This is a genomic window from Bradyrhizobium sp. C9 (assembly GCF_002532045.1).
Taxonomy (GTDB): domain Bacteria; phylum Pseudomonadota; class Alphaproteobacteria; order Rhizobiales; family Xanthobacteraceae; genus Bradyrhizobium.
On record NZ_NWTG01000015.1, the window covers coordinates 50,670 to 70,622 of the forward strand.

Here is a 19,953-nt window from a genome sequence, read left to right on the forward strand (position 1 = left end):
TCTGCGTGAACCCTATCTAGTCTGTTTCGGGTTCCGGCCAAGTGTGCGGTTCAAGAAAGATCACGTTTTCGCAATCACCGCGTGAGCGCCGTCAGACCGGCTCGTGTTTGCGCAGGTCGCGGGCGTGATCCAGCGCATCGGCTTGCAGGTTTGCGCCGGTCAGGGCGACCTCCGGCAGAGCGGCCTCCGCGAGGATATCGTCGGTGACATCCTCGACCGAGCACTCGGCGACCTCGTGGATGAAGCTGATATTGGCGTATTCCCCTGACGCCACCCGTGAGATGACCTCGCGCCGCGTCATTTCGGGATCTACGATCGCCTCCCGGCCGCGGCGGCCATAGTCGATCATCACAACAAAATACTGCATGCCTGACGGGTTCGATGCGTTGACTTTTGTCAGTCTTATTTCCGATAATCGGAATTATGTCAAGGGAAATTGCGGGTAATCGGAACCCGGGCATGGGCGCTCCGACCGATTCGGACTGAAGGCATCCGAATCGGTCAGGCCAGCCCCGAAGGACGCGCGGTTACTTCTCGGACGACCGTCCGCCTTGTGATCGGGTGGATTTGCGGCCCTTCGCCGCCGTCTTGCCGCGCAGCCTTTCGATCTGGCCGCGGGGCAGGGTGACGCAGATCTCGCCGATCCATTCAAGCTTGACGCCGTTGATCGGCTTGGCATTGAAGCTCTTGAGGTTGACCGTGCCGGACGAACTGCCCCGCTCGATCGTCTTCAGGTAGCGCTCGCCGCTCTTCAGCCGGACCGCAGCTTCCTCTCCGTAGAAGCTCGACAGCGGATAGCGCTGCTCGCGATACACCACGATGACATCGCCGTTCTCGTATTTCGGCAGCATCGAATCGCCCGAAACTTCGAAAGCGACGGTTTCCTCCGTCATCGGGAAGGGGAGTTCGATCTCGCCGAGACCCTCCGGCGGAACCTGTTCAAGCTCGGGCTGGATCGATGCACCGGCGCCGACCCGGCCAACGATCGGCACCGCGTTCAACTCCAGGTACTCCATGATCGGGGCGATCTCCGATGCCTTGATCAAGCGGATTCCCGACAGGATTTCGGACACCGCCCCGGCCCGAACACCCATTGCGCGGGCAAGCCCGCCCTTGCTCTTTCCGGTCTTCTCCAGTGCTCGTTCGATCAGTGCCGCGTCCAGCATGGTTCATCCTCTCCAAAGCTGGATACATTATTAGCGTTACGATTATCAGAAATCAAGCTTGACTTCCTCTTTGCGACGCTGAAAGCTGTGTGGCGGGCAGCCGGCAAAACTGCCAAGACGTCGTGAAATGCTGTGAAAATTTCCAACCGGAGCCGAAACCCGGCCGAAGGTTGTCGTTGCGCCCGCGCTGATTTTTCCTCACTGAAGCGAGCGTCCGGCCGATGGGTGAGGCATTAGGAAGCTTGACAGGTCTTTGACTACGTGCGGCAGGCGCGATACGCAACATCTTCACTGGACGAATTCCGCTGTCGAATTTTCGCTGGATCCTCTGCAAAGGCAGATGCCGAAGCGATTTTGCGAGGCGGCAAGTCGACCGAAACTGCACAAGAACTTTGTGCCGAGCAAGAGCCCCGGGCAGCAAGGTGCACAGATGCTGACGCGCGTGCGCGTCCAGTTCATTGGCAGGGCACACCCGGCTCGCCCGTTCGATCCGCCGCCGGGTTCGGCTTTGCCGTATCGGCTCAATATCAGCGATTGCTGAAGCCGCGAGAGCTCCTTGGGGGCGGGCGCGCCTCGCGGCCTCGATCCCCACGTCGCGCCCCGACGTGCAGTCATCAAAATTTTCAAAAAAACAGAAAAAGACTAGACGGGGCACCCAACTCAATTTTATCATGATGTCTTGAGACGATGAGGTGATCGTGATGGCAGATCAGCAGGTCAGGTCTTCGGACCTCGTCGAAATCGCTCGTATAGCCGGTGATTTTCGCAAGCACTACGGCGTCGTACTTGGAGCATTTCTTTACCTCAGTTCGATCAGCGCTGCGCGACCACGGTCGATTTGGTGGACCGGTGTGCTGACAGCTCTGATCGGCGCCGCAGCGATGTGGCTCAAGAGTCGCGGGAGCGACGGCTAGCGAGCGAGACCATTGGAGGTTTCTCCGACCGGCGCAGGAAGTCACGCCAGGTACCCCTGAGACGGGTGACGCTGATCACCAGAAAACATCCAGTTATGACTTGGCGCTTGGCAATTTCGTTCAACCAACTATCCTTGCGTAAACGACGGGAACGCGAGATGAACCAGCATGCGATGCTGAATGTGACCCGTTCAGAGACAATGCTGCGCCCCGATGGACGTTCTGCCATTCTGTTAGAGACCAAGGAGATGAGTGTCATCGCATCCGAGGTAAACAGGGAAGCAATTGCTGCGCTCCGCCTGCACTTAGCGCGAGCAGAAATGCACATCCTACAGAGCCAAAATCAGACCAAAAACTGATTACCTTCTCGCAGCGATCGATGGCGTCCTGCCGCTGTCCTTTTTACCTCTTCGTGCGATGCGACGCAGCGCTCAGACCGATTGATATAGGTCGAGCACATGCTCGTCGTAGAGCAGGCACTAGCTTAGGGCAAGCGGGCGCGCGGTTAGTCATCGTCGATACGACAGCGCACCTGACCGTCCTTCGATGCGAATACTCGGGGGCGCTGCCGAGCCTTATCGCTTAATGTTGCGTTGGGCAGTAGTCGCGGTTATCGCCGCCTGCGGAGTGCAGCACCATGGCAAGGGCTCTCGTTGTACACAGGGATCGGCTACCTCAGTCGCAGAAGATTTATCAGGCGGCACAATACGTCCGCATGTCCACCGATTACCAGCAATACTCGATTGAAAATCAGGCGGTGGCAATCGCCGCCTATGCCGAACTCCACAGACTCAGGATTATCCGCACCTATCGTGACGAAGGTGAAAGCGGTCTCAAAATCGAGAACAGAACCGGTTTAACTGAACTGATCAATGACGTCCAGGCTGGTCACACGAACTTCGGGCATTTGCTAATTTTCGATGTCAGCCGCTGGGGCCGCTTTCAAGATATAGACGAGAGTGCTCACTACGAATTCATCTGCCGAAGGGCCGGCATCAAAGTTGCCTATTGCGCCGAGCAATTCGACAACGACGGGGGCCTGCTTTCGAGCATCGTCAAGAATATCAAGAGGGTCATGGCGGCGGAGTTTAGTCGGGAGCTTTCAGCCAAGGTTCTTGCAGGAGCTTTGCGTCTGGCAAGTCACGGATTCAAGATGGGCGCTCCAGCACCTTATGGTCTAGAACGACGGCTCGTTGACGATAAATGCAGGGCGAAAGGAGTTCTGCAAAGCGGCGAGCGGAAGTCCCTTACAACCGACCGTGTAAAACTTGGGCCAGGTTCGCCGGATCAAGTCGCCGTCGTGAAGTGGGTCTTCGATGAATATCTACGATGCAACTCGCAGGCGGAAATCGTACGAAAGCTTAACCGACGAGGCGTCCTTACTAACCGAGGATACCGATGGCAGCAAAGTGCGATCAGCACACTTCTTCATAACGAAGCTTATATCGGTAACATCATCTACAATCGCGACACTGAGAAGCTAGGAGCGAGGCGAACGCACAATCCCAGAGAGCTCTGGATCAGAAGTGAGGGAGCGATCGAGCCAATCGTCAAGCGTGACACATTTCTGCGCGCAAAAAGGGTGATGGAAGAGCGTTGCGTGCGAATTTCCGAGAAGGAGATGCTGTCGCGCATTCGCAAGGTTCTGATGAAGAAAGGCAAGCTCAATGCCTCGATTATCAGAGCAAGCCCCGGGTTACCCTCGCTCTCCTCATGTCTATTCCACTTCGGCACACTTCGAAATCTCTATCGGTTGATTGGCTATGCGGGCAACCAAGGCCGCTTCGATAAGCTTGACGCCCACAGAAGGTGGGTCGATTTCCACCTCGAAAATGCCAACCGTCTGCGAGAAGCCTTTGAGGATGCGGGTAGGTGCGCCACACTCGATCGGTCGATCGAATGTTTGCGGTTAAATAATGCGGTGAACATCTGCTTCCGAGTGGCCAAATGGCGCAAGTATGGGCTCCAGCCGCTGCGCTGGGCGCTGGTTCAGCGCGTGGGGTCGCCGAAGGGGTGGGTCGTTGCGCTAAGGATGGGTGAGAACAACGAGGCCGTCATGGACTATCTACTGTTGCCGTCGACATCGCTTTCATTCAAGGGCGGGGTATTCCGGTTTTCGCAGGACACGCTGGCGGTTCACAAAATCGAGCGCTTTCAGACTTTCGAAGGGTTGTCTCGATCGCTCGTAAAGCGAATCTGTAAGAGGACGAGCAAAACAGAGCAGACTAAGAGAGGCCAGCTGTCTAAGTAGGCGTTCGTTGGAGCAGCGTCATGTTCAATATTAAGCACACTGCTCGGGATTGTACGCTCTCAAGCCTCCCAACTCTTTGGCAGATTTCCGTCTGTGACGACTTCGGTGCACCGGTCTGACCGGCGCCGCCAATTTTTTGGCGCAGGCCGGCTAAGTGGCGGCCTGCCACGTTTTTTAGATGAGTCTAATCGACGCCTGTGGTCGGTCCATTACGACGTTTGCTACGACTGCATCAAAGCGGAGCGCGTATCACATTGACAAGGAGTCATATGTACGTGTCCTAGAGTGACGCGCAAGCATCCGGCACCGCAACAAGATTGCAGGACTGTGCTTAGCCTCACAATGCGCACCATCCTAGTGTGATCGGCGATGGGTTCGGCCGTATGGGACGAAGATGGTCGACAGCAGCGCGGACTCTCATGTAACTTCGCTCGCGTCGACGACCTGCCCGCACTGGAGCGCAGTGTGATGGCCTCTTGCGCGGGGAATGGTCCGGTACGTTCACAAGGGAGTTCGCAGCGGCTACGCCTGCCCTGATCTTATCCTGCATCGCGAACATCACGAGTAACGTGGGTCGATGCCGGCGCGGAGTCCGATCAATTGAACCTCCGATCAATTCACCCAAGGGAGAACCGAGCGATGAATCACACTGGAAACTGCTTTTGCGGCGCCGTCGAGCTCAAGGTCACCGGAGAGCCTGAGGCGATGGGCTATTGCCACTGCCGTTCATGCCGTTCCTGGTCCGGCGGCCCGGTGAATGCGTTCAGCCTCTGGAAGCCCGAGGCGGTCGAAGTCACCAAGGGCGCCGATCATCTCGGGACGTTCGAGAAGACCGCGATGAGCCAGCGCAAATACTGCACCAAGTGCGGCGGTCACCTGATGACGAACCACCCGACGCTTGGGCTCGTCGACGTGTTCACGGCAACGATCCCAACGCTGAAATTCAGCCCCGGCGTTCACGTCAACTATTCCGAGGCGGTGTTGCCGATACGCGATGGCCTGCCGAAGCTGAAGGACTTTCCGGCCGAGTTCGGCGGCTCGGGCGAAATGATCGCCGAATAGCGCGACGGTTCTCAAGCGGGTGGCGACGGAGAGTCGCTACCCGCTAAGGTCCATTCTTCCGCTGGCCGGCGCGCTGACAGATCCGGTATCCGGCGGATTTCCTTGATATTCGAATCGTTTGCCCCGTGTCAGCGCTGCCCCTTGCCGGTGACAGCCATGTCAGGCGAAGGTCCCGCCCTGCAAAATCCGGGTTTGGTTCTGGTGACGCCCTTCCGCTAAAAGGCAGGCAGCGCCGGTCCTGGCAAGGGCCGTCGTATTTCGCCTGACAAATAACAGAGGAAGCGTCAGATCATGACCAAACCAGAATTGCCAGGGCGCACGCCGCGCGGGGAGGGAGTTCCGACGGCGCTCGATGGCCTGCTGGTGGTCGACTTCACCCGCGTCGTTGCCGGCCCGGCCTGCACGCAAACGCTGGCCGATTTCGGGGCCGAGGTCATCAAGATCGAGAATCCGGACGGTGGGGACGACACGCGCGCCTATGAGCACGCCGAAATCGGCGGGGAAAGCGCAGCGTATCTGAGCCTTAACCGCAACAAGCGTGGCATTGCGCTCGATTTCAACAATCCGGCCGCGCTTGAAGTCGCGCGCGCGTTGATTGCCAAGGCGGATGTCGTGGTGGAGAATTTCTCCGGCGGCGTGATGAAGAAATTTGGTCTCGACTATGCGTCGGTGGCACCGACCAATCCGCGGCTGATCTATTGCTCGATCTCCGCCTATGGCCGCAAGGGCGATTTCGCACTGCGCCCCGGCTTCGACCCGATCACGCAGGCCGAAAGCGGCTTCATGTCGCTCAACGGCTTTCCGGACGGCGAACCTGTGCGCACCGGGCCACCGATCGTGGACATGGCAACCGGCATGTCGGCCTGCAACGCCATCCTGCTCGCCTTGATTGCTCGGGATCGGCTCGGTCGCGGGCAGCAAGTCGAGGTCGCGTTGATCGACACCGCGGTGTCGATGACCGGCTTCTACGGCATGGCCTATCTCATCAACGGCAACAACCCCGGCCGTTTCGGCAACTCACCGAACGGTTCGCCGACCGTCGGCGTCTACCGGGCGTCCGATGGTCCGCTCTATATGGCCTGCGCCAACGACCGGCTCTATCGCCGGCTCGTGACCGACGTGCTCGAGCGCCCGGATCTCGTCACCGACCCCGAGTTTGCTCACCGCAAGGCGCGGACCGCCAACAAGGAGAAGCTGCGCTCCATCATCGCGAGCGTGTTTGCAAGCGACACGCTCGAGCACTGGATGGCAAAGATGAAGAAGGCCAATATTCCGGTTGGCTATCTGCGCACGGTCGAGGAAGGCTTCAACGCACCCGAGGTGCGCGATCGTCATCGCCTGAGCAAGATCGCGCATCCGACCGCCGGCTCGGTTCCGAACATCGAGTCGCCGGTCAATATGAGCCTGACGCCGACGGTCGATCCCGTCGCGGCACCGCTGCTCGGTCAGCACACCCGGGATGTGTTGAGCAAGACGCTTGGCTACGACGACAGGCGCATCGCCGCGTTGGCCGAGGCAGGCGCATTCGGCAAGCCAGGCAACACCGGCTAGCCGTTCAGCCCGAACCAGATATCAGATACGCGCTAACCGCCTGACCTGAGGCGAGAGGGAGACCTCTCGCCTCGCAGGACGTCGGTTCGGGTGTCACCGGCCCTCGCCGCGTGCCGGTGGCCTTCGACCTGGAACTGGCCCGTTCGGGACGTCAGTTCGGCTTGCTGCGCAAGTTGTTCCTTGGCATACTTTCAACTTCCTCGGGCTCCGCCCGATCGATTTCGAGACGGGCCATCCGGAGTATCAAGGTTGCCGTGGTCAGGCCGAGGCGTTCGGCCTCTTGCGCTGCGGTGTCGACCTTCTGGGCCAAGCCTTCACGTTTACCTGGGTATGCCATTCGTAGTCCTCACTTAAGGTGCGAGATGAAAAATCCCACATACGTTGCAGAGCTGCAGAACAAGCTCGGAGCTCCATCGAGCGAAACACTGGAAAGCCTGCGACTGTTGAAGGCTTTCCTTCGACTTGCGCCCGACCAGCGTTCCGAGGTCATTGAGCTGGTCGAACGTTTGGCGGTTGAGCCGCCGCGCGATCCCTCACTGTCCTGAGGTGTTCGCGTTTTTCCTGGACGTCAGTTGTTCATTGGCCTAGCGGGCGGCTGTGTCGCGATCACGTAGATTGCACCACCCTCGAGCGCTTCGGATTGATGCCGGGTGCCGGCAGGCAGCATGATGGTGTCGCCGGCGCCGACCACCCGCTCACCGCCGTCCCAGATGAAGTTCAACCGGCCGCTGATAATCATCAGGATTTCATCGACCGGATGGGTATGGAAGTGATGCACCTTGCCGGCTGCATCATGCTGCAGTTCGACGGAGCCTTGGGCCGGGAGCAGGTTCAGGATCTCCGGATCGATGGCAAATTCGGTCTTCGTGCCCGCGAAGATTTGGGTCATGCTGCCTGTTCCTTGTTCGCGATAGCTGGCGTCTTGTTCTGCGCGAGCTTGGCAAAAGGGCAGCCTCCGCTCGCATTGTTGTCGTCGTGCAGGAAGTACTGCAGATATTCGCGGCCATCGGTCGCGCCGTAGCGGCCAAGAAGCGGAGAGGGGCTGGCGCCGTCGTACGGGATCAGGCGCTTGCGGACCTCGGCGAACGCGGCGGTCGCGGCCTTTTCCGTCCCGAGGATCTTGTCGAACACCCAGCGCGGCTGGAACGTGAGCATGAAGGCGCTGGATCGGCGGCTCTGGCGCATCACATGGGCCGGCGTCGTGCACACGACGAAGATCGGCTCGCCCGCGAACGAGAACTCCCACATTGGATGGTCGATCTGCTCCGGAATGTCTGACGGCCATGGGTTCTTGTCCAGGCGCGCGAGCTGGTCGAGCGTCAGCCACATCTTGCGATAGTAGGCATCGAGCGTCTGCACGGGGCGGGGTCGCGTGAACACGATCAAGGAGGTGTTGGGACCGAACGAGCGCGCCTCCGAAACATATTGTGCGAGCTGCTCGCCGAGCACAGCAACGTCATACGGATCGAGGAAAAGATAGCGCAGCTGATCCTGGCGATGTCCGGTCACCCCGAACACGCAAGGGAACGGCCTTGCCTCGCTGCTCATCTGCGCTTCAAATTCGGAGAACATCACGCTTTGCCAGCTGCTGACCGGAAAGTTTGCCGCGACTTCGCCTTTTCTCAAGAACAAGCGCTCCATAACACCCCCTACACTCATAACGACACTAACGAGCTATCAACTTGCTTCTCATCAATAGCGGCCCGGCTACACCCGGCAGCGACATGAGAAGCAGAATGACGATCAAGGCGCTGTAACCGCCGTCACCGATCGCGCCCGTGTTGTGCACGGCGTCGGTTCCGGAGGCGTTGCTGGCGGCAAGCATCGCAAAGCCGATGATCGGCTGCGAGACGCCGGCGAAGATTCCGGCAGCGGTGGTGTTCACAGAGGCGCCGACACCGATCAGCTCGGAGGTGTAGAGCTTCTTCACGCATTTCAGCACCAGCGGGACGGTGCCGCCGGCGACGAGCCCCAAGGCCGTGAACACGACGGTGACGTAGGCGAGACCAAATGTCCGGGCAATCGGCGGCAGCAACAGCGCGATCAGCAGCATGCGTAATACGCAAATGCCGATCAACGCGCGGTCGAGCGCCGCCGCGGCACGATCGGCAGCGTGACCGAGGAAGATCGAGCCGAGCGCATTGCCGATCATGAAGGCGAGCAGCGGCGTTCCGGCAGCGGTCGGGGAGATATGGAAGAAGTGGGCGACCATCGGAATGCCCCAGACGCCCGACAGCGTCGTCACGACCGCGAAGTGCGACGCGAACGTCATTGCGCAGCCCCAGTTCGCGACATGGGCCAGCGATTGCCGCGCAGCGATCACGACGCCCTTCAGCGTCTTGTTGCTGTGCGAAGCCGGATCTGGCTTGAGCGCGAGCTTGGCGAAGGCGAGGTTGGCAAGACCAATGCAGGCGATGAACAGGAAGCAGGCCCGCCAGCCGAACCCCGAGACGGCGGCTGCGAGCGGCGTGGTCGCAATTACGCCTCCGACATAGCCGGAGACCTGCGAGATGCCAGACATCATGCCGAACCGCTCGTCAGCGAAGCTTTGTGCCACGAGCTTCAGGAGCGCCGTGAAGACCAGCGCATCGCCGCAGGCGACAATCAGGCGCGCAGCAAAAACGTCGAGCAGGTTCGGCGCCAGCGCGAACGCTGCGCTGCCGAGCGACGAGGCGATCATGCTGACGAGGACGACGCGTTTGACGCCGTAACGATCGACCAGCAGGCCGGCCGGAATCTGCATCAAGGTGTAGCCCCAGAAATAGCTCGAGGCGAGCATCGCAACACCGGCCGCATCGGTGTTGAAGTCGTGCATGAAACTGAGGTTGGCCGATTGCGGCGACACGCGCTGCAGGAAGGCGATGGCGTAGGCGATGGCCACCGCCGTCCAGGCGAGATAGGCGCGGTCGGTGAAGCGCGACGTCGGGGCGTAAACGGCTTGTTGTCCGAGCATCGACATCACACCCTCGCGTAACCCACCGAGAACAGGGCATCTGCTGAATTCGGAATCTTCCGCGACATCGCAGCATCGACCAGCGATGCGGTGCCACGATAGGCCTGCCGATGGTGTTTAATGTGGCCGTAAGCGCCCCGCATGATCATATCGGGCAGCTCGAGCGGCTTGCCCGGATAGAGCGAAGTGCACATCTCGACACAGGCCGCCTGCAATGCCGGGTCCTGCGCATCGTCGAGCAACGATGGAGAAACTTTCTCGCAAATTTTAGCGTTCGCTGCCCAGACGATCGGATTGCGGGTCCGCCAGCCATAGAGCACGTTGCCGTCGGCCCTCTCGGCGGCGCCCGAGCATCTCAGTACTTCCGCCGTAAAGAAGCCGTAGAGGCCGCGACCCTGATGCGCCGGGACTACTTCCGTGCCGCTGCGATAGATTCCAAGTCCGGCCGACATCTGCAGGATGCGGTAGACCGAGAAGGCCACGAGGCCGGAGCCGTCATAGACGAGGATCAGGCTGTACTTCTTGTCGAAGGGTGAGGAGGTTGCCGTCCAGTGCGGCTCGGTGGCCTGCCAGTTGACGGCAATGATGCCGTTCATGGCGTCCATCAGCGGCTGGCGGTCGCGGGCTTCGATCCGGGAGGCATCGGGTAGACTGTAGATCGCGTAATCCGTCCAAGGCGATTTGATCGCCTCGTATCCGCTGCCCAGATTTCGCGACATGGCAGAACTCCAGAATTCCATTGCAAGCTATACAGGGCAGCCTCGAATGGCTTAAAGGACAATATGCCCTCGAAAACTGCCAAGCCGCCCCGGCCCGGGCCGCGCGACAAGAAAGCGACGCGGCGGATCGCGATCGTTGCCTTTCCCGGCGTGACCTTGCTCGACATCTCGGGGCCGGCTCAGGTGTTCGCGGAGCTGGAGGCGATCGAACTGCCAGGGCCGGACTATTCGCTATCTTACCTTTCGACTTCAGGCGGCCTGGTGCCGACCGATGTCGGCATGATGATCGACACGGCGCCGATCGCCAGTGTTGCGCCCGCCGAGGTCGACACGCTGGTGATCCCCGGCGGACCCGGCATCTGGAAGATCCGCAACGACGCCGATTTGATGAACTGGATCGCGGAGGCGCTACCTAAGGCGCGCCGTATCGCATCTGTCTGCCTCGGCGCATTTGCGTTGGCATGGACCGGGATTCTGGACGGCAAGCGTGCTGCGACGCACTGGCGCTATTGTCCGCGTTTGCAGGACAGCTTTCCCGACATCCGCGTCGAGCCCAACGCGATTTTCGTCAAGGACGGACATGTCTGGTCGTCGGCGGGTGTCAGTGCCGGCATCGATCTCGCGCTCGCGATGATCGAGGAGGATTTCGGCCACACCATCGCGCTCGATGTTGCGCGCAGACTTGTGGTGTTTTTGAAGCGGCCAGGTGGTCAGAGCCAGTTCTCGACCGTCCTTGCGGCCCAGGCGTCGGACGTCGAGGGACGCTTCAGCGCGCTGCATGCCTGGATCATCGAGAACATCACGAGCGACCTCAAGGTCGAGACCCTCGCGGAAAAGGCCGGGATGACGCCGCGCACCTTTGCCCGAACCTATGTCAGTCGCACCGGGATGACACCTGCTAGCGGTGTCGAGGCGCTGCGCGTGGAGACCGCGCGCTTGCTGCTCGAAAGCCGGCAGATCGGCGGTGTGGTCGAGGTTGCCAAGCGCGCTGGATTTGGCGACGACGAACGAATGCGGCGGGCCTTCCTGCGTCACCTCGGCGTGTCGCCGACAGAGTACCGAAACCGGTTTTCGGGCAGCTAACGCGTGTCGGATAGCTCAGTTCGGGGGCGTGGAAACCCGATCTATCTCACAACCGAATAGCTGGCCTTCGCTGGCCGGTTTCGTGGGTCAAGGTAGTAGCTTTTCCGGTTTGTCTGCGGCTAATGTGCCGGCCAAATCGGGAGAAGAAACGACCATGAATGACGGGACCCCCATTCAGCAGGCGCGCAATGTCGAACTCGGCGCCAGCGGCGAGGAATTCCAGAACCTGCACGAATTCGCGCAAAAGGCCCGCGCCCGGCTGAACCAGAACGCCTGGGACTACATCGTCGGCGCCTCGGAAACCGAGACTACGATGCGCCGCAACAGAATGGCGCTCGACGAGATCGCGTTCCGGCCGCGCGTGCTGCGCAACGTCGTCAATGTCGATCCTTCCACCGAGGTCTTCGGCCGCAAGCTCCGGCTTCCGGTGATGATCGCCCCGGTTGGTGCGCTCGAGATCTTCGATCCGGAGGCGGGCGCAGCCGTCGCGCGCGGAGTGGGAACGTTCGGCGCGGCCCATATGCTCAGTTCGGTGTCGGAACCAGGGCTGGAGAACACCGCCAAGGCGGCGCCTGACGCCTTGCGTATCTTCCAGCTCTATGTGCGCGGCGACGATGCGTTCGTCGAGGATACGGTCAGCCGGTCCATCGACAACGGTTACGCCGCGTTCTGCCTCACCGTGGACACAGCCCATTACAGCCGGCGTGAGCGCGACATCGCCAAACGCTATGTCCGCGAAAGCCGCATCCGCGCCACCGGCGGCGATTTCCAGAAGGGGCTGGAATGGCGGACGGTGAAGTTGATCAAGGACAAGTTCAAGATTCCGCTCATCCTCAAGGGGATCGCCACCGCCGAAGATGCCAAGATCGCGCTCGATCACGGCGTCGACTGGATCTACGTTTCAAATCACGGCGGACGGCAGCTCGACCAAGGCCGCGGGTCCATGCATGTCCTGCCCGAGATCGTTCAGGCCGTCGCCGGCCGCGCCAAGATCATGGTCGACGGCTCGATCTGCCGCGGTACCGACATCGTGAAGGCCATCGTCTCGGGGGCCGACCTCGTCGGGATCGGCCGTCTGCAATGCTGGGCGCTCGCCGCGGCCGGCGAGGCGGGCATCGTCCGGATGCTAGAATTGCTGGAGGACGAGGTGATCCGCTGCCTCGGGCTGCTCGGTGTCACCAGCTTTGCCGAACTGGACAAGTCCTATCTGCATCCGGCGACGCCGACCAATCTGCCGAGCGTGTTCAGCGCGTTCCCGCTGCTCGATATCGAGCCCTACCGCTATTGAGCCGCAGCGAGAGACATAGGGAGCGATGACGCGATCGGGGCGCTGGGTACCTCGATCGCGCCGGCTCGCGGTCAATCTGTGGTGTCCATGAAGCCGCCGCGGCAAAGACAAAGTCTGATCCAAATGCCGCATTAGTCGAGGCGAATGGCAAACAATCCATTCGCTGATTTTTCACTTGAGCGCGCTATCGGCTTGCGCTGGACCCTTCGCGATATCCAGGCTCGCAGGCTCAAATTGTCTCCGGTCAGCGACGAGGACCTGCGCGTCCTCACCGAGCTTGGCTTGGTCGAATTGCATGACGAGGAGCCCGTGCTGACGGAGGCGGGGGCCGCTGTGCTGAACGACTAAACAGGCCGACAACCTAGCGCGCGTTCAGGAAGCTTTCGCCGGAGTTACAGGGCGCGCACTGATAGGTCAGCACGTCGTAGACCTGGTCGCGCGGCTCGATCAAGGCAAGCTGCATCTGTGTTCCGCACTTCATGCACGGCATCTCTATGCTGGTCTTGAAGCGGGTGCAGGTCGGCGTTGGACGAATGGCGCGCAGCATCGGATCCCCTTATTCCCCACAAGAGACGCGAACGCGACCAACGACGAGGTCGAATCACTATGCCACAGTGCTGACACGATTGGAATCGGCCTGCGTGCAGTCCGGTCGCCGCTAGGTAAATTTTCCTCGGGCGCAGGAGCAAGTGAGCCTTTCGGTTTGGCGATACGGCGCTGACGCCGTCACAATCTATGCTAACCTCGGCAGACGCTTATTTCAGGGGGCGCGATCATGATTGAGCCGAAGCTTGAAGTTCCCGCCGAGTTGCGCGATCTGGCGGAAAAGACCATCGACCAGGCCGAGCAGGCGTTCAGCCTGTTCTTTGACGCCGCGAGCAAGTCGATGACGTCGATGCCGGGTACCGGTACCGAGATTTCCAAACAAGCGCTGTCGTTCACCGAGCAGAACATGAAGGCGGCGTTCGAGCACGCACGCAAGCTCGTGCACGCGACCGATCTGCAGGAGGCGATGCGGATCCAGTCGGAGTTTTTGCGCAGCCAGTTCACCAATGCCGGCGAACATATGCGGCAGATCAGCGGAAGCGTGATGTCCGCAACCAAGGACGCCACGAAGGGCAAGTTCTAGGGCGGGCCACCTTCGCGGCGGGTCGGCGTCTAGCGCCGGCGCGCTGCAGCAACACCGAGCAGAAACGCGACGAACAGGCTTGCGAGCGGCGCTTCGCGCGTGACCGCGCTCAGGGTGGCGAGGACGCCGCCCGGCCGGCGCGAGCTTGCGATCGCGTCGCTGAGGCGATCGGCCGCCGCTCGAAGTCCGTCCGACACCTCCGTGATGGTCCGCGAAACGTCGGTCGCGGTGTCGATCGCCCGCTCACCCAGCGTGGGCTGAAGCGGAGACTCGGGTGTTTCGGAGCTCATGGGCTGTGCCGCGATTTCACTAAAGGTGAGGTGGCCAAGCTTGGCTATCCGCGCGTGCGCATGTCGACAGCCGCATATCGGGAAAATTCAGCAGCCGGGGATTGGTTCCACAACTCGCTTCACATCGGGAACCGGAAACTTATGTGCCGGTCGCGGCTTGTCTCCGTGGAGGAGACGATGATGACGATGCAGGCGCATGGCATATCGGATGGCCACCCGGTCAAAGATCGGAACTCGGTCAAAGATCGGAACTCGGTCAAGGATCGAAATCGGCACGGTGGCGCGCCGCTGTTGGTTGCAGCCATGGTCGCGCTCCTTGGCGTGCTGGGCATGTTGATCGTCGACCATGGTCCCTGGAGCAAGCCGAAGGTACAGCCGGCCGCTTCCGCCAACTATTCAACGACGGGCGAGGCGGCACGCGCGGCGGGCGCAAAGGTGACGCCGACCGAGCCGAAGGCGCCGATCGAACCAACTCCGCCCGGTCCGAAGCCCGCTCAACCGGCAAATCCAAATACGCCGCAATAGATGCGGGGCGTTCTTGAGAGCCGCCTCCAACGCAAAAGCGCGGGAATTGACTCGTCGGGCAAATCAGCGGCACAAACGATAGTCGGAATACTACGGGACGATCAGCGAATGCTGACGAGCATGCCCCACGCTGCGGCAAATCCCGCGCCGACGAGAACCAGCACCGGGCTATCGCAGAAGATGCCGCCATACTGGCACATGGTGGTCCCGAGTGATCCGATCTGATGATGGCCCGCGGCGTAGAACATGCCGGATAGGACCGCGAGCACGGCAGCAACGAAATACATCGACGCTCCTCCTTGCAATCTCACTGCGGCGCGGGTCAACCGACGCGAGCCAAAACTGTCCTGATGTCGATCCAAATGTTATGAGCCGCTTGCCCACTTGACGCGCCGGGCAACTCAGCGACACACTGACATCATCGCAACAAGCATACGGCGATCAGCGCCGACTCGTGTCGCGATTCCGGATCATGCATCGAGTTTCGATCAGGGCGGTTTCTCATCGTCGAAGTCGACGCATCACATTTTACCGATCACGTTCAGCTCGTAAAAACGTTTGACACGTCGGGCAACTTAAGGACTTAATCCGAAAATCAGAAATAGTTGAGTCCGCCGTGGAGCAATCCGCGGCGGGCTTTTTCTTTGCCGTTTCACCAATCGGACGGCGGACGCAACGTTACGACGCCACATCCTCTCGGCCCGTCGCCTGAGCGTCGCAAGCGAGCACGAAATTGGACGGTGCGTGCGAACGCGCCGGTCCAGCGGCGCGGTGAACGCCGAGCTGCCCGCGGCCCCACTCGTCAGGGATAAGGTTCGCGCCCCAAAGATCGCCGCCCGCTGCGCGATCTGCCGCACATTCATTCCATGGCCGCATCGCGCGGACGGCCGATCAACGAGGCTCCATGACCGCTCATCTGATGTTGCTCGCGCTCGCGGGCCTGATCGCCATTGCATCGTCGGAGTTTGCATGAGCGCCGAGATCATACAATTCATCCCCCTTCCGTTCCACGAACGCGAACGAACGGATTTTCCCACGATCGCATTTCGCTCGGTGTTGCTCGATCCTGACACGAATGATGTGGACACAGCTCCGAGCGAATATCTTCCGTCCGATTGGGAGGAGAAATAGCTTGGCCAAGACGATCACCCAGATCCGCTCACTCGCGCGGAGCCGTACGAGGAGCGCACTCAATCGTTTCTCGGCCAACAACTTCATTCGCCAGGGGTATCGGCTCTTCGCACCTGCCTCGCCGTGGGCATGGCGGCGCACGCTGTATTGGCAGAAAGAACTCTTCTAGATCCAGCGAGGTGGATTGGATCGTTGCCGACAGTCTGACAACGAAAAACGTCCGGTGGTCGATTAGCCACCGGGCTTCTCGGCGTTTCCGGTTCGTAGGCAGCCCCCTTGGCAAGCCGCGGTCGCTGGCCGGCACCGCGATCAAGTCATGGGCGGGGGATTGCTGGAATGCCCTGTCCCGCGCGGACGAAGCATGGCTGAGAGCGTTCCGTCACTGGACGCCCGGTGGCGGCAGTTGAGAATTCTGCGCTTTGAATTCGCCGGACGCAGGCGTGCGCGTCTTGATCTCTGGTGATCGCTCGATAAACTGAGCCGATCGGCCCGGCTGTGCGAATGGAGATCAAACGAAGGAAGAGACCATGGTTGAGGTTGGCCGCGGGCTCGACGCGAAAGTGCCGCCAGGCCCTGATATGGATCGCTATTCGGTCATGGTCGCACGAGCTAGGGCGCTTGTTCCGCTCTTGCGCGAACGGGCGCAGCGGACCGAAGACCTGCGCCGCTTGCCGCCCGAGACAGAGCGGGATTTGCACGATAGTGGGCTTTTCCGAATCCTGCAGCCCAAACGCGTCGGAGGCAGCGAGCTCGACTATGTTGCCCTGGTCGATTGCGCCGACGCGTTGGGGCAAGGCGACGCCTCGGTCTCCTGGAATTTTGCCAATCTTGCGAGCCATCACTGGATGCTCGGTATGTTCGCACCTGAGGCGCAGAGCGCCGTGTGGGGCGACAATCCCGATACGCTGATCGCGTCTTCCTTTGTGTTCCCGGCGGGTCGAGCCAGGAAGACAGGTGGCGGATATATCCTGAGCGGTCATTGGCCGTTCTCGTCCGGGGTCGAAGCATGCGGGTGGAACATGCTCGCGAGCGTGGTTGCGTCGGATGATGAGGCTGACGGCGTCGAGTATCGGCTGTTCCTGCTCAACAAGCGCGACTACAGCATCGACGACACCTGGAACGCGGCGGGCCTGCGCGGAACTGGATCGAACGATGTGCGGGTAACTGACGCATTCGTTCCCGAGCACATGACCGTTGCCGTCAGCGATCTCGCCGGCGGCGCAACGCCAGGCAGTGTCGTTAATCCGAATGCACTCTACATGCTTCCGGTTTTCTCGTTGTTTCCCTATGTGCTGTCTGGTGTCGGTCTGGGAAATGCCCAGGCTTGCCTTGACGATTACGTCGAGATCGCACGCCACCGCGCCTCAACATATAACCGGGCCAAGATCGGCGACCTGCAGAGCACACAGATCAAGATTGCCGAGGCATCCGCGAAAGTAGATGCCGCGCGCCTGATCATGCGCACAAATTGCATTGAGGTGCTTGCGGAGATCCGGCATGGCGAGATCCCGAGCATTGCGGCGAAGACGAAACTTCGGCGCGATGGCGCGTTCGCGGTCAATCTATGCACTGAGGCGGTGTCCTTGCTATTTGCAGCGAGCGGGGCGCGCAGCCTGTTTAGCTCGGGAGCATTGCAGCGCCAATTCCGCGATGCACATGCGGTGAACTCGCACCTCGCCTTCAACTTCGACGCGGCGGGCACCAATTACGGACGGGTGGCTCTTGGGCTGCCGTCTGAAAACCTGACGCTTTGAGGCTAACCGGATGTCCGACTCACCCAAACATCCGCCGGATCCGGCCAGTGAGCTCGCAAGCGACAGCTCGACGATCGACCCTCGTGACTTCCGCAATGCGCTCGGTACGTTTGCAACCGGTGTGACGATCGTCACCGCGATGTCGGCCGAAGGACGGCCGTACGGAATTACTTGCAATTCCTTTGCATCGGTGTCGCTCAACCCGCCGTTGGTTTTGTGGAGCCTGGGGACGTTTTCGCAGGGACTGCCAATCTTCCAGAATGCCAGCCATTTCACGGTCAATGTTCTCGACACATCACAGCAGACGTTGGCGATGCAGTTTGCCAGGTCGTCGGGTGACAAGTTTGCGGGTGTGAGCTGGAAACCAGGTCTCGGGAACGCCCCTGTGCTTGCCGGTGTGGTCGCAAATTTTCAATGCCGTGCCGCCAACCGCTACTACGGCGGAGATCATGTCATTTTCCTGGGAGCGGTAGAAGCGTACGCTTATAACCGGAACAATCCGCTGTTGTTCGCGCGGGGAGGTTTTGGCCGGTTCCAGGCTGACGATGATCGCAACGCATCATGAATCGAAAGACGCCCGTCAAGCGAGCACGTGCCAAGCAGAAGCGGTTATCAGCCGATGATCGTCGCAGTGAATTCGTGACCAAGGCAACCGAGCTCTTTGCCGAGGAAGGATTTGGCGGGGGTACGCGTGCCTTGGCGCGTAAGCTCGGCGTCACCCAGCCGCTGCTTTACCGCTACTTTCCGAGCAAGGATGACCTCATCAAGGAGGTCTACCGCAAGGTCTATCTGGAACCCTTGGAGATCGGCTGGGAGAAATTGCTCTCGGATCGGTCGCGTCCGATTCGTGTGCGGCTGCAGGAGTTCTACGAAGTTTACACGGACGCGATCTTCAACCGCAGATGGCTCAGAATCTATCTCTACTCAGGCTTGAAGGGACTCGATATCAACCGTTGGTATGTCGGCATGGTCAAGGACAAGATACTGACGCGCATTCTCAGGGAATGCCGCCACGACGCCGGCCTCGCGACCCAAAGCAGGCCCAGCGCCGCCGAACTGGAGCTGGCCTGGGTGTTTCACGGCGGGATATTCTATTACGGCGTACGCAAGTACATCTATGAAGCGCCCGTCCTCGATGACAAGGCGCAGATGATCAGTGATGCGCTGGATATCTTTCTTGCGGGATTTGAGAGGATGGCGGAAAGCGCGACGGATCGTCGACGAGCGCCGATCAAAATCGCCGGTTGAGCCGCGCTACCTTGCCGCCATCTGATCCCGATACCAATCTCCAATCTGGCTCGCTGTCATGAGCGCTACGCCATCATGGCCGATAACGTAATCGAGCAGGGCCTCCAGGTACTTGATTCGGTGCGGCACCCCCGTGATGTAGGGATGCACCGAGATGGCCATGATCCGCGCGTTCTCGGCGCCTTCGAGATAGAGCCGATCGAACTGGTCGGTGCAGCGCGACAGGAATTGGTCCGACGGCAAGTGCTGTAGCGCGTGAATGACAATGTCGTTTGTCTCGACGGAATAGGGAATCGTGGTCACAGTTCCGTGCGGCGTGGTAATATCCTGCGGAAGATCGTCGATCACCCAGTCGGCCACGTATTCAATCCCGTTGAGGCGCAGGAGATCGAGTGTTTCTTCGGTCTCCGTCAAGCCGGGGCTTTCCCATGATCGCGGTGCCTTGCCGGTAAATCCAGCAATGGTGTCGACCGCACGCCTGATCGCGTCCGCCTGGTTCTCGACCTTGTGCATTGGGCCCTGCACGAACCCATGTCCCATGAATTCGAAGCCCGCTTCGCGCGCCGCCGACGCCACGCGCGGATAGCGGTTGCAGACGTTTGCATTCGTGGCCAGCGTCACCGGTATCTTTCGGTCGGTAAGGGCCTTGAATTGCCGCCAGAAGCCGGCGCGCATGCCGTATTCGTGCCACGACCAGTTCGGCACGTCAGGCAACAGTGGCTGGCCCATCGGCGGACTCAGCACGGTGCGTGGCATCGCATTTTCAATACGCCATTCCTCGACGTTGAGGATCACCCAAACAGCAAGTTTCTTGCCATCAGGCAATGTCAGTTTCGGTCGGTCGATCTGAGCCTGGTACGGAATGCGATCAGTGAAAGCCACGTCGAAA

Annotated in this window: 26 protein-coding genes; 16 read left to right on the plus strand and 10 right to left on the minus strand. The window is 60.3% G+C overall.

Going from position 1 to position 19,953, the window contains the following annotated elements:
• Positions 1 to 91: 91 nt before the first annotated feature.
• Together CO675_RS26025 and CO675_RS26030 are read right to left on the minus strand one after the other, a co-directional pair.
• On the minus strand, positions 92 to 367 hold the full coding sequence (locus tag CO675_RS26025) for a hypothetical protein (protein ID WP_097674691.1): 276 nt from the start codon (positions 365 to 367) through the stop codon (positions 92 to 94).
• 160 nt (positions 368 to 527) lie between these two features.
• Positions 528 to 1,166, minus strand: coding sequence for a LexA family transcriptional regulator (locus tag CO675_RS26030; protein ID WP_097674692.1), 639 nt, complete (start codon positions 1,164 to 1,166; stop codon positions 528 to 530).
• 701 nt (positions 1,167 to 1,867) lie between these two features.
• Here CO675_RS26030 and CO675_RS26035 point away from each other — a divergent pair.
• The 5 genes from CO675_RS26035 (at position 1,868) to CO675_RS26055 (ending at position 6,944) form a co-directional block, all read left to right on the plus strand.
• Positions 1,868 to 2,080, plus strand: coding sequence for a hypothetical protein (locus CO675_RS26035; protein WP_097674782.1), 213 nt, complete (start codon positions 1,868 to 1,870; stop codon positions 2,078 to 2,080).
• Between the two features lie 158 nt (positions 2,081 to 2,238).
• Entirely contained in the window at positions 2,239 to 2,439 is a 201-nt protein-coding gene (locus CO675_RS26040) for a hypothetical protein (RefSeq protein ID WP_097674693.1), read from the plus strand.
• A 278-nt stretch (positions 2,440 to 2,717) separates the two neighbouring features.
• Positions 2,718 to 4,331, plus strand: coding sequence for a recombinase family protein (locus CO675_RS26045; RefSeq protein WP_097674694.1), 1,614 nt, complete (start codon positions 2,718 to 2,720; stop codon positions 4,329 to 4,331).
• 639 nt (positions 4,332 to 4,970) lie between these two features.
• On the plus strand, positions 4,971 to 5,393 hold the full coding sequence (locus CO675_RS26050; RefSeq protein WP_097674695.1) for a GFA family protein: 423 nt from the start codon (positions 4,971 to 4,973) through the stop codon (positions 5,391 to 5,393).
• Positions 5,394 to 5,681: 288 nt separating this feature from the next.
• The gene (locus CO675_RS26055) at positions 5,682 to 6,944 is read left to right on the plus strand and encodes a CaiB/BaiF CoA transferase family protein (RefSeq protein ID WP_097674696.1); all 1,263 of its coding nucleotides are present in this window, start codon (positions 5,682 to 5,684) and stop codon (positions 6,942 to 6,944) included.
• A gap of 151 nt (positions 6,945 to 7,095) precedes the next feature.
• On the opposite strand, the gene CO675_RS26060 is transcribed toward CO675_RS26055, so the two are convergent.
• Positions 7,096 to 7,281 (minus strand): hypothetical protein, encoded by a 186-nt coding sequence (locus CO675_RS26060; RefSeq protein ID WP_016847356.1) that lies wholly within the window; start codon positions 7,279 to 7,281, stop codon positions 7,096 to 7,098.
• Between the two features lie 25 nt (positions 7,282 to 7,306).
• Here CO675_RS26060 and CO675_RS26065 point away from each other — a divergent pair, with 25 nt between their 5' ends.
• Positions 7,307 to 7,489, plus strand: a complete 183-nt coding sequence (locus tag CO675_RS26065) for a hypothetical protein (RefSeq protein WP_092115610.1) — start codon at positions 7,307 to 7,309, stop codon at positions 7,487 to 7,489.
• Between the two features lie 23 nt (positions 7,490 to 7,512).
• On the opposite strand, the gene CO675_RS26070 is transcribed toward CO675_RS26065, so the two are convergent.
• Genes CO675_RS26070 through CO675_RS26085 form a run of 4 tightly spaced genes read right to left on the minus strand, consistent with a single transcriptional unit; the run spans position 7,513 to position 10,637 of the window.
• Positions 7,513 to 7,833 carry a cupin domain-containing protein gene (locus CO675_RS26070; RefSeq protein WP_097674697.1) on the minus strand — a complete coding sequence of 107 codons (321 nt, stop codon included), beginning with the start codon at positions 7,831 to 7,833 and terminating at the stop codon, positions 7,513 to 7,515.
• A complete protein-coding gene (locus tag CO675_RS26075; RefSeq protein ID WP_245452921.1) occupies positions 7,830 to 8,570 on the minus strand; it encodes a YqcI/YcgG family protein in 741 nt (246 codons plus the stop codon). The genes CO675_RS26070 and CO675_RS26075 overlap by 4 nt, the downstream gene beginning before the upstream one ends.
• 40 nt (positions 8,571 to 8,610) lie before the next feature.
• Entirely contained in the window at positions 8,611 to 9,903 is a 1,293-nt protein-coding gene (locus CO675_RS26080) for an MFS transporter (RefSeq protein ID WP_097674699.1), read from the minus strand.
• Positions 9,903 to 10,637: a hypothetical protein gene (locus CO675_RS26085; RefSeq protein ID WP_097674700.1), complete on the minus strand. Its 735-nt coding sequence runs from the start codon at positions 10,635 to 10,637 to the stop codon at positions 9,903 to 9,905. The genes CO675_RS26080 and CO675_RS26085 overlap by 1 nt, the downstream gene beginning before the upstream one ends.
• 42 nt (positions 10,638 to 10,679) lie before the next feature.
• On the opposite strand from CO675_RS26085, the gene CO675_RS26090 reads away from it, so the two are divergent.
• The 4 genes from CO675_RS26090 (at position 10,680) to CO675_RS26110 (ending at position 14,116) form a co-directional block, all read left to right on the plus strand.
• Complete coding sequence (locus tag CO675_RS26090; protein WP_097674701.1) at positions 10,680 to 11,699, plus strand: GlxA family transcriptional regulator; 1,020 nt, start codon at positions 10,680 to 10,682, stop codon at positions 11,697 to 11,699.
• 154 nt (positions 11,700 to 11,853) lie between these two features.
• Positions 11,854 to 12,987 carry an alpha-hydroxy acid oxidase gene (locus tag CO675_RS26095; protein WP_097674702.1) on the plus strand — a complete coding sequence of 378 codons (1,134 nt, stop codon included), beginning with the start codon at positions 11,854 to 11,856 and terminating at the stop codon, positions 12,985 to 12,987.
• Between the two features lie 144 nt (positions 12,988 to 13,131).
• Entirely contained in the window at positions 13,132 to 13,335 is a 204-nt protein-coding gene (locus CO675_RS26100) for a hypothetical protein (protein WP_097674703.1), read from the plus strand.
• Positions 13,336 to 13,762: 427 nt separating this feature from the next.
• On the plus strand, positions 13,763 to 14,116 hold the full coding sequence (locus CO675_RS26110; protein ID WP_097674705.1) for a phasin: 354 nt from the start codon (positions 13,763 to 13,765) through the stop codon (positions 14,114 to 14,116).
• Between the two features lie 29 nt (positions 14,117 to 14,145).
• Here the strand turns inward: CO675_RS26110 and CO675_RS26115 are convergent, their stop codons facing one another.
• On the minus strand, positions 14,146 to 14,406 hold the full coding sequence (locus CO675_RS26115) for a hypothetical protein (protein ID WP_097674706.1): 261 nt from the start codon (positions 14,404 to 14,406) through the stop codon (positions 14,146 to 14,148).
• 186 nt (positions 14,407 to 14,592) lie between these two features.
• Between CO675_RS26115 and CO675_RS41880 the strand changes: the two genes are divergently transcribed.
• The gene (locus CO675_RS41880) at positions 14,593 to 14,931 is read left to right on the plus strand and encodes a hypothetical protein (RefSeq protein ID WP_502693408.1); all 339 of its coding nucleotides are present in this window, start codon (positions 14,593 to 14,595) and stop codon (positions 14,929 to 14,931) included.
• A gap of 101 nt (positions 14,932 to 15,032) precedes the next feature.
• Here the strand turns inward: CO675_RS41880 and CO675_RS26125 are convergent, their stop codons facing one another.
• Positions 15,033 to 15,218 (minus strand): hypothetical protein, encoded by a 186-nt coding sequence (locus tag CO675_RS26125; RefSeq protein ID WP_097674707.1) that lies wholly within the window; start codon positions 15,216 to 15,218, stop codon positions 15,033 to 15,035.
• A gap of 682 nt (positions 15,219 to 15,900) precedes the next feature.
• Between CO675_RS26125 and CO675_RS40660 the strand changes: the two genes are divergently transcribed.
• From CO675_RS40660 to CO675_RS26145, 5 genes are all read left to right on the plus strand, one after another.
• The gene (locus CO675_RS40660; protein WP_158231304.1) at positions 15,901 to 16,062 is read left to right on the plus strand and encodes a hypothetical protein; all 162 of its coding nucleotides are present in this window, start codon (positions 15,901 to 15,903) and stop codon (positions 16,060 to 16,062) included.
• 1 nt (position 16,063) lies between these two features.
• Entirely contained in the window at positions 16,064 to 16,231 is a 168-nt protein-coding gene (locus tag CO675_RS42020; protein WP_502693407.1) for a hypothetical protein, read from the plus strand.
• A gap of 409 nt (positions 16,232 to 16,640) precedes the next feature.
• Positions 16,641 to 17,816 carry an acyl-CoA dehydrogenase family protein gene (locus tag CO675_RS26135; RefSeq protein ID WP_097674708.1) on the plus strand — a complete coding sequence of 392 codons (1,176 nt, stop codon included), beginning with the start codon at positions 16,641 to 16,643 and terminating at the stop codon, positions 17,814 to 17,816.
• Positions 17,817 to 17,826: 10 nt separating this feature from the next.
• On the plus strand, positions 17,827 to 18,381 hold the full coding sequence (locus CO675_RS26140) for a flavin reductase family protein (RefSeq protein ID WP_097674709.1): 555 nt from the start codon (positions 17,827 to 17,829) through the stop codon (positions 18,379 to 18,381).
• Positions 18,378 to 19,064 (plus strand): TetR/AcrR family transcriptional regulator, encoded by a 687-nt coding sequence (locus CO675_RS26145; protein ID WP_097674710.1) that lies wholly within the window; start codon positions 18,378 to 18,380, stop codon positions 19,062 to 19,064. The genes CO675_RS26140 and CO675_RS26145 overlap by 4 nt, the downstream gene beginning before the upstream one ends.
• 6 nt (positions 19,065 to 19,070) lie before the next feature.
• On the opposite strand, the gene CO675_RS26150 is transcribed toward CO675_RS26145, so the two are convergent.
• Positions 19,071 to 19,946, minus strand: coding sequence for a polysaccharide deacetylase family protein (locus CO675_RS26150; protein WP_097674784.1), 876 nt, complete (start codon positions 19,944 to 19,946; stop codon positions 19,071 to 19,073).
• Positions 19,947 to 19,953 lie beyond the last annotated feature (7 nt).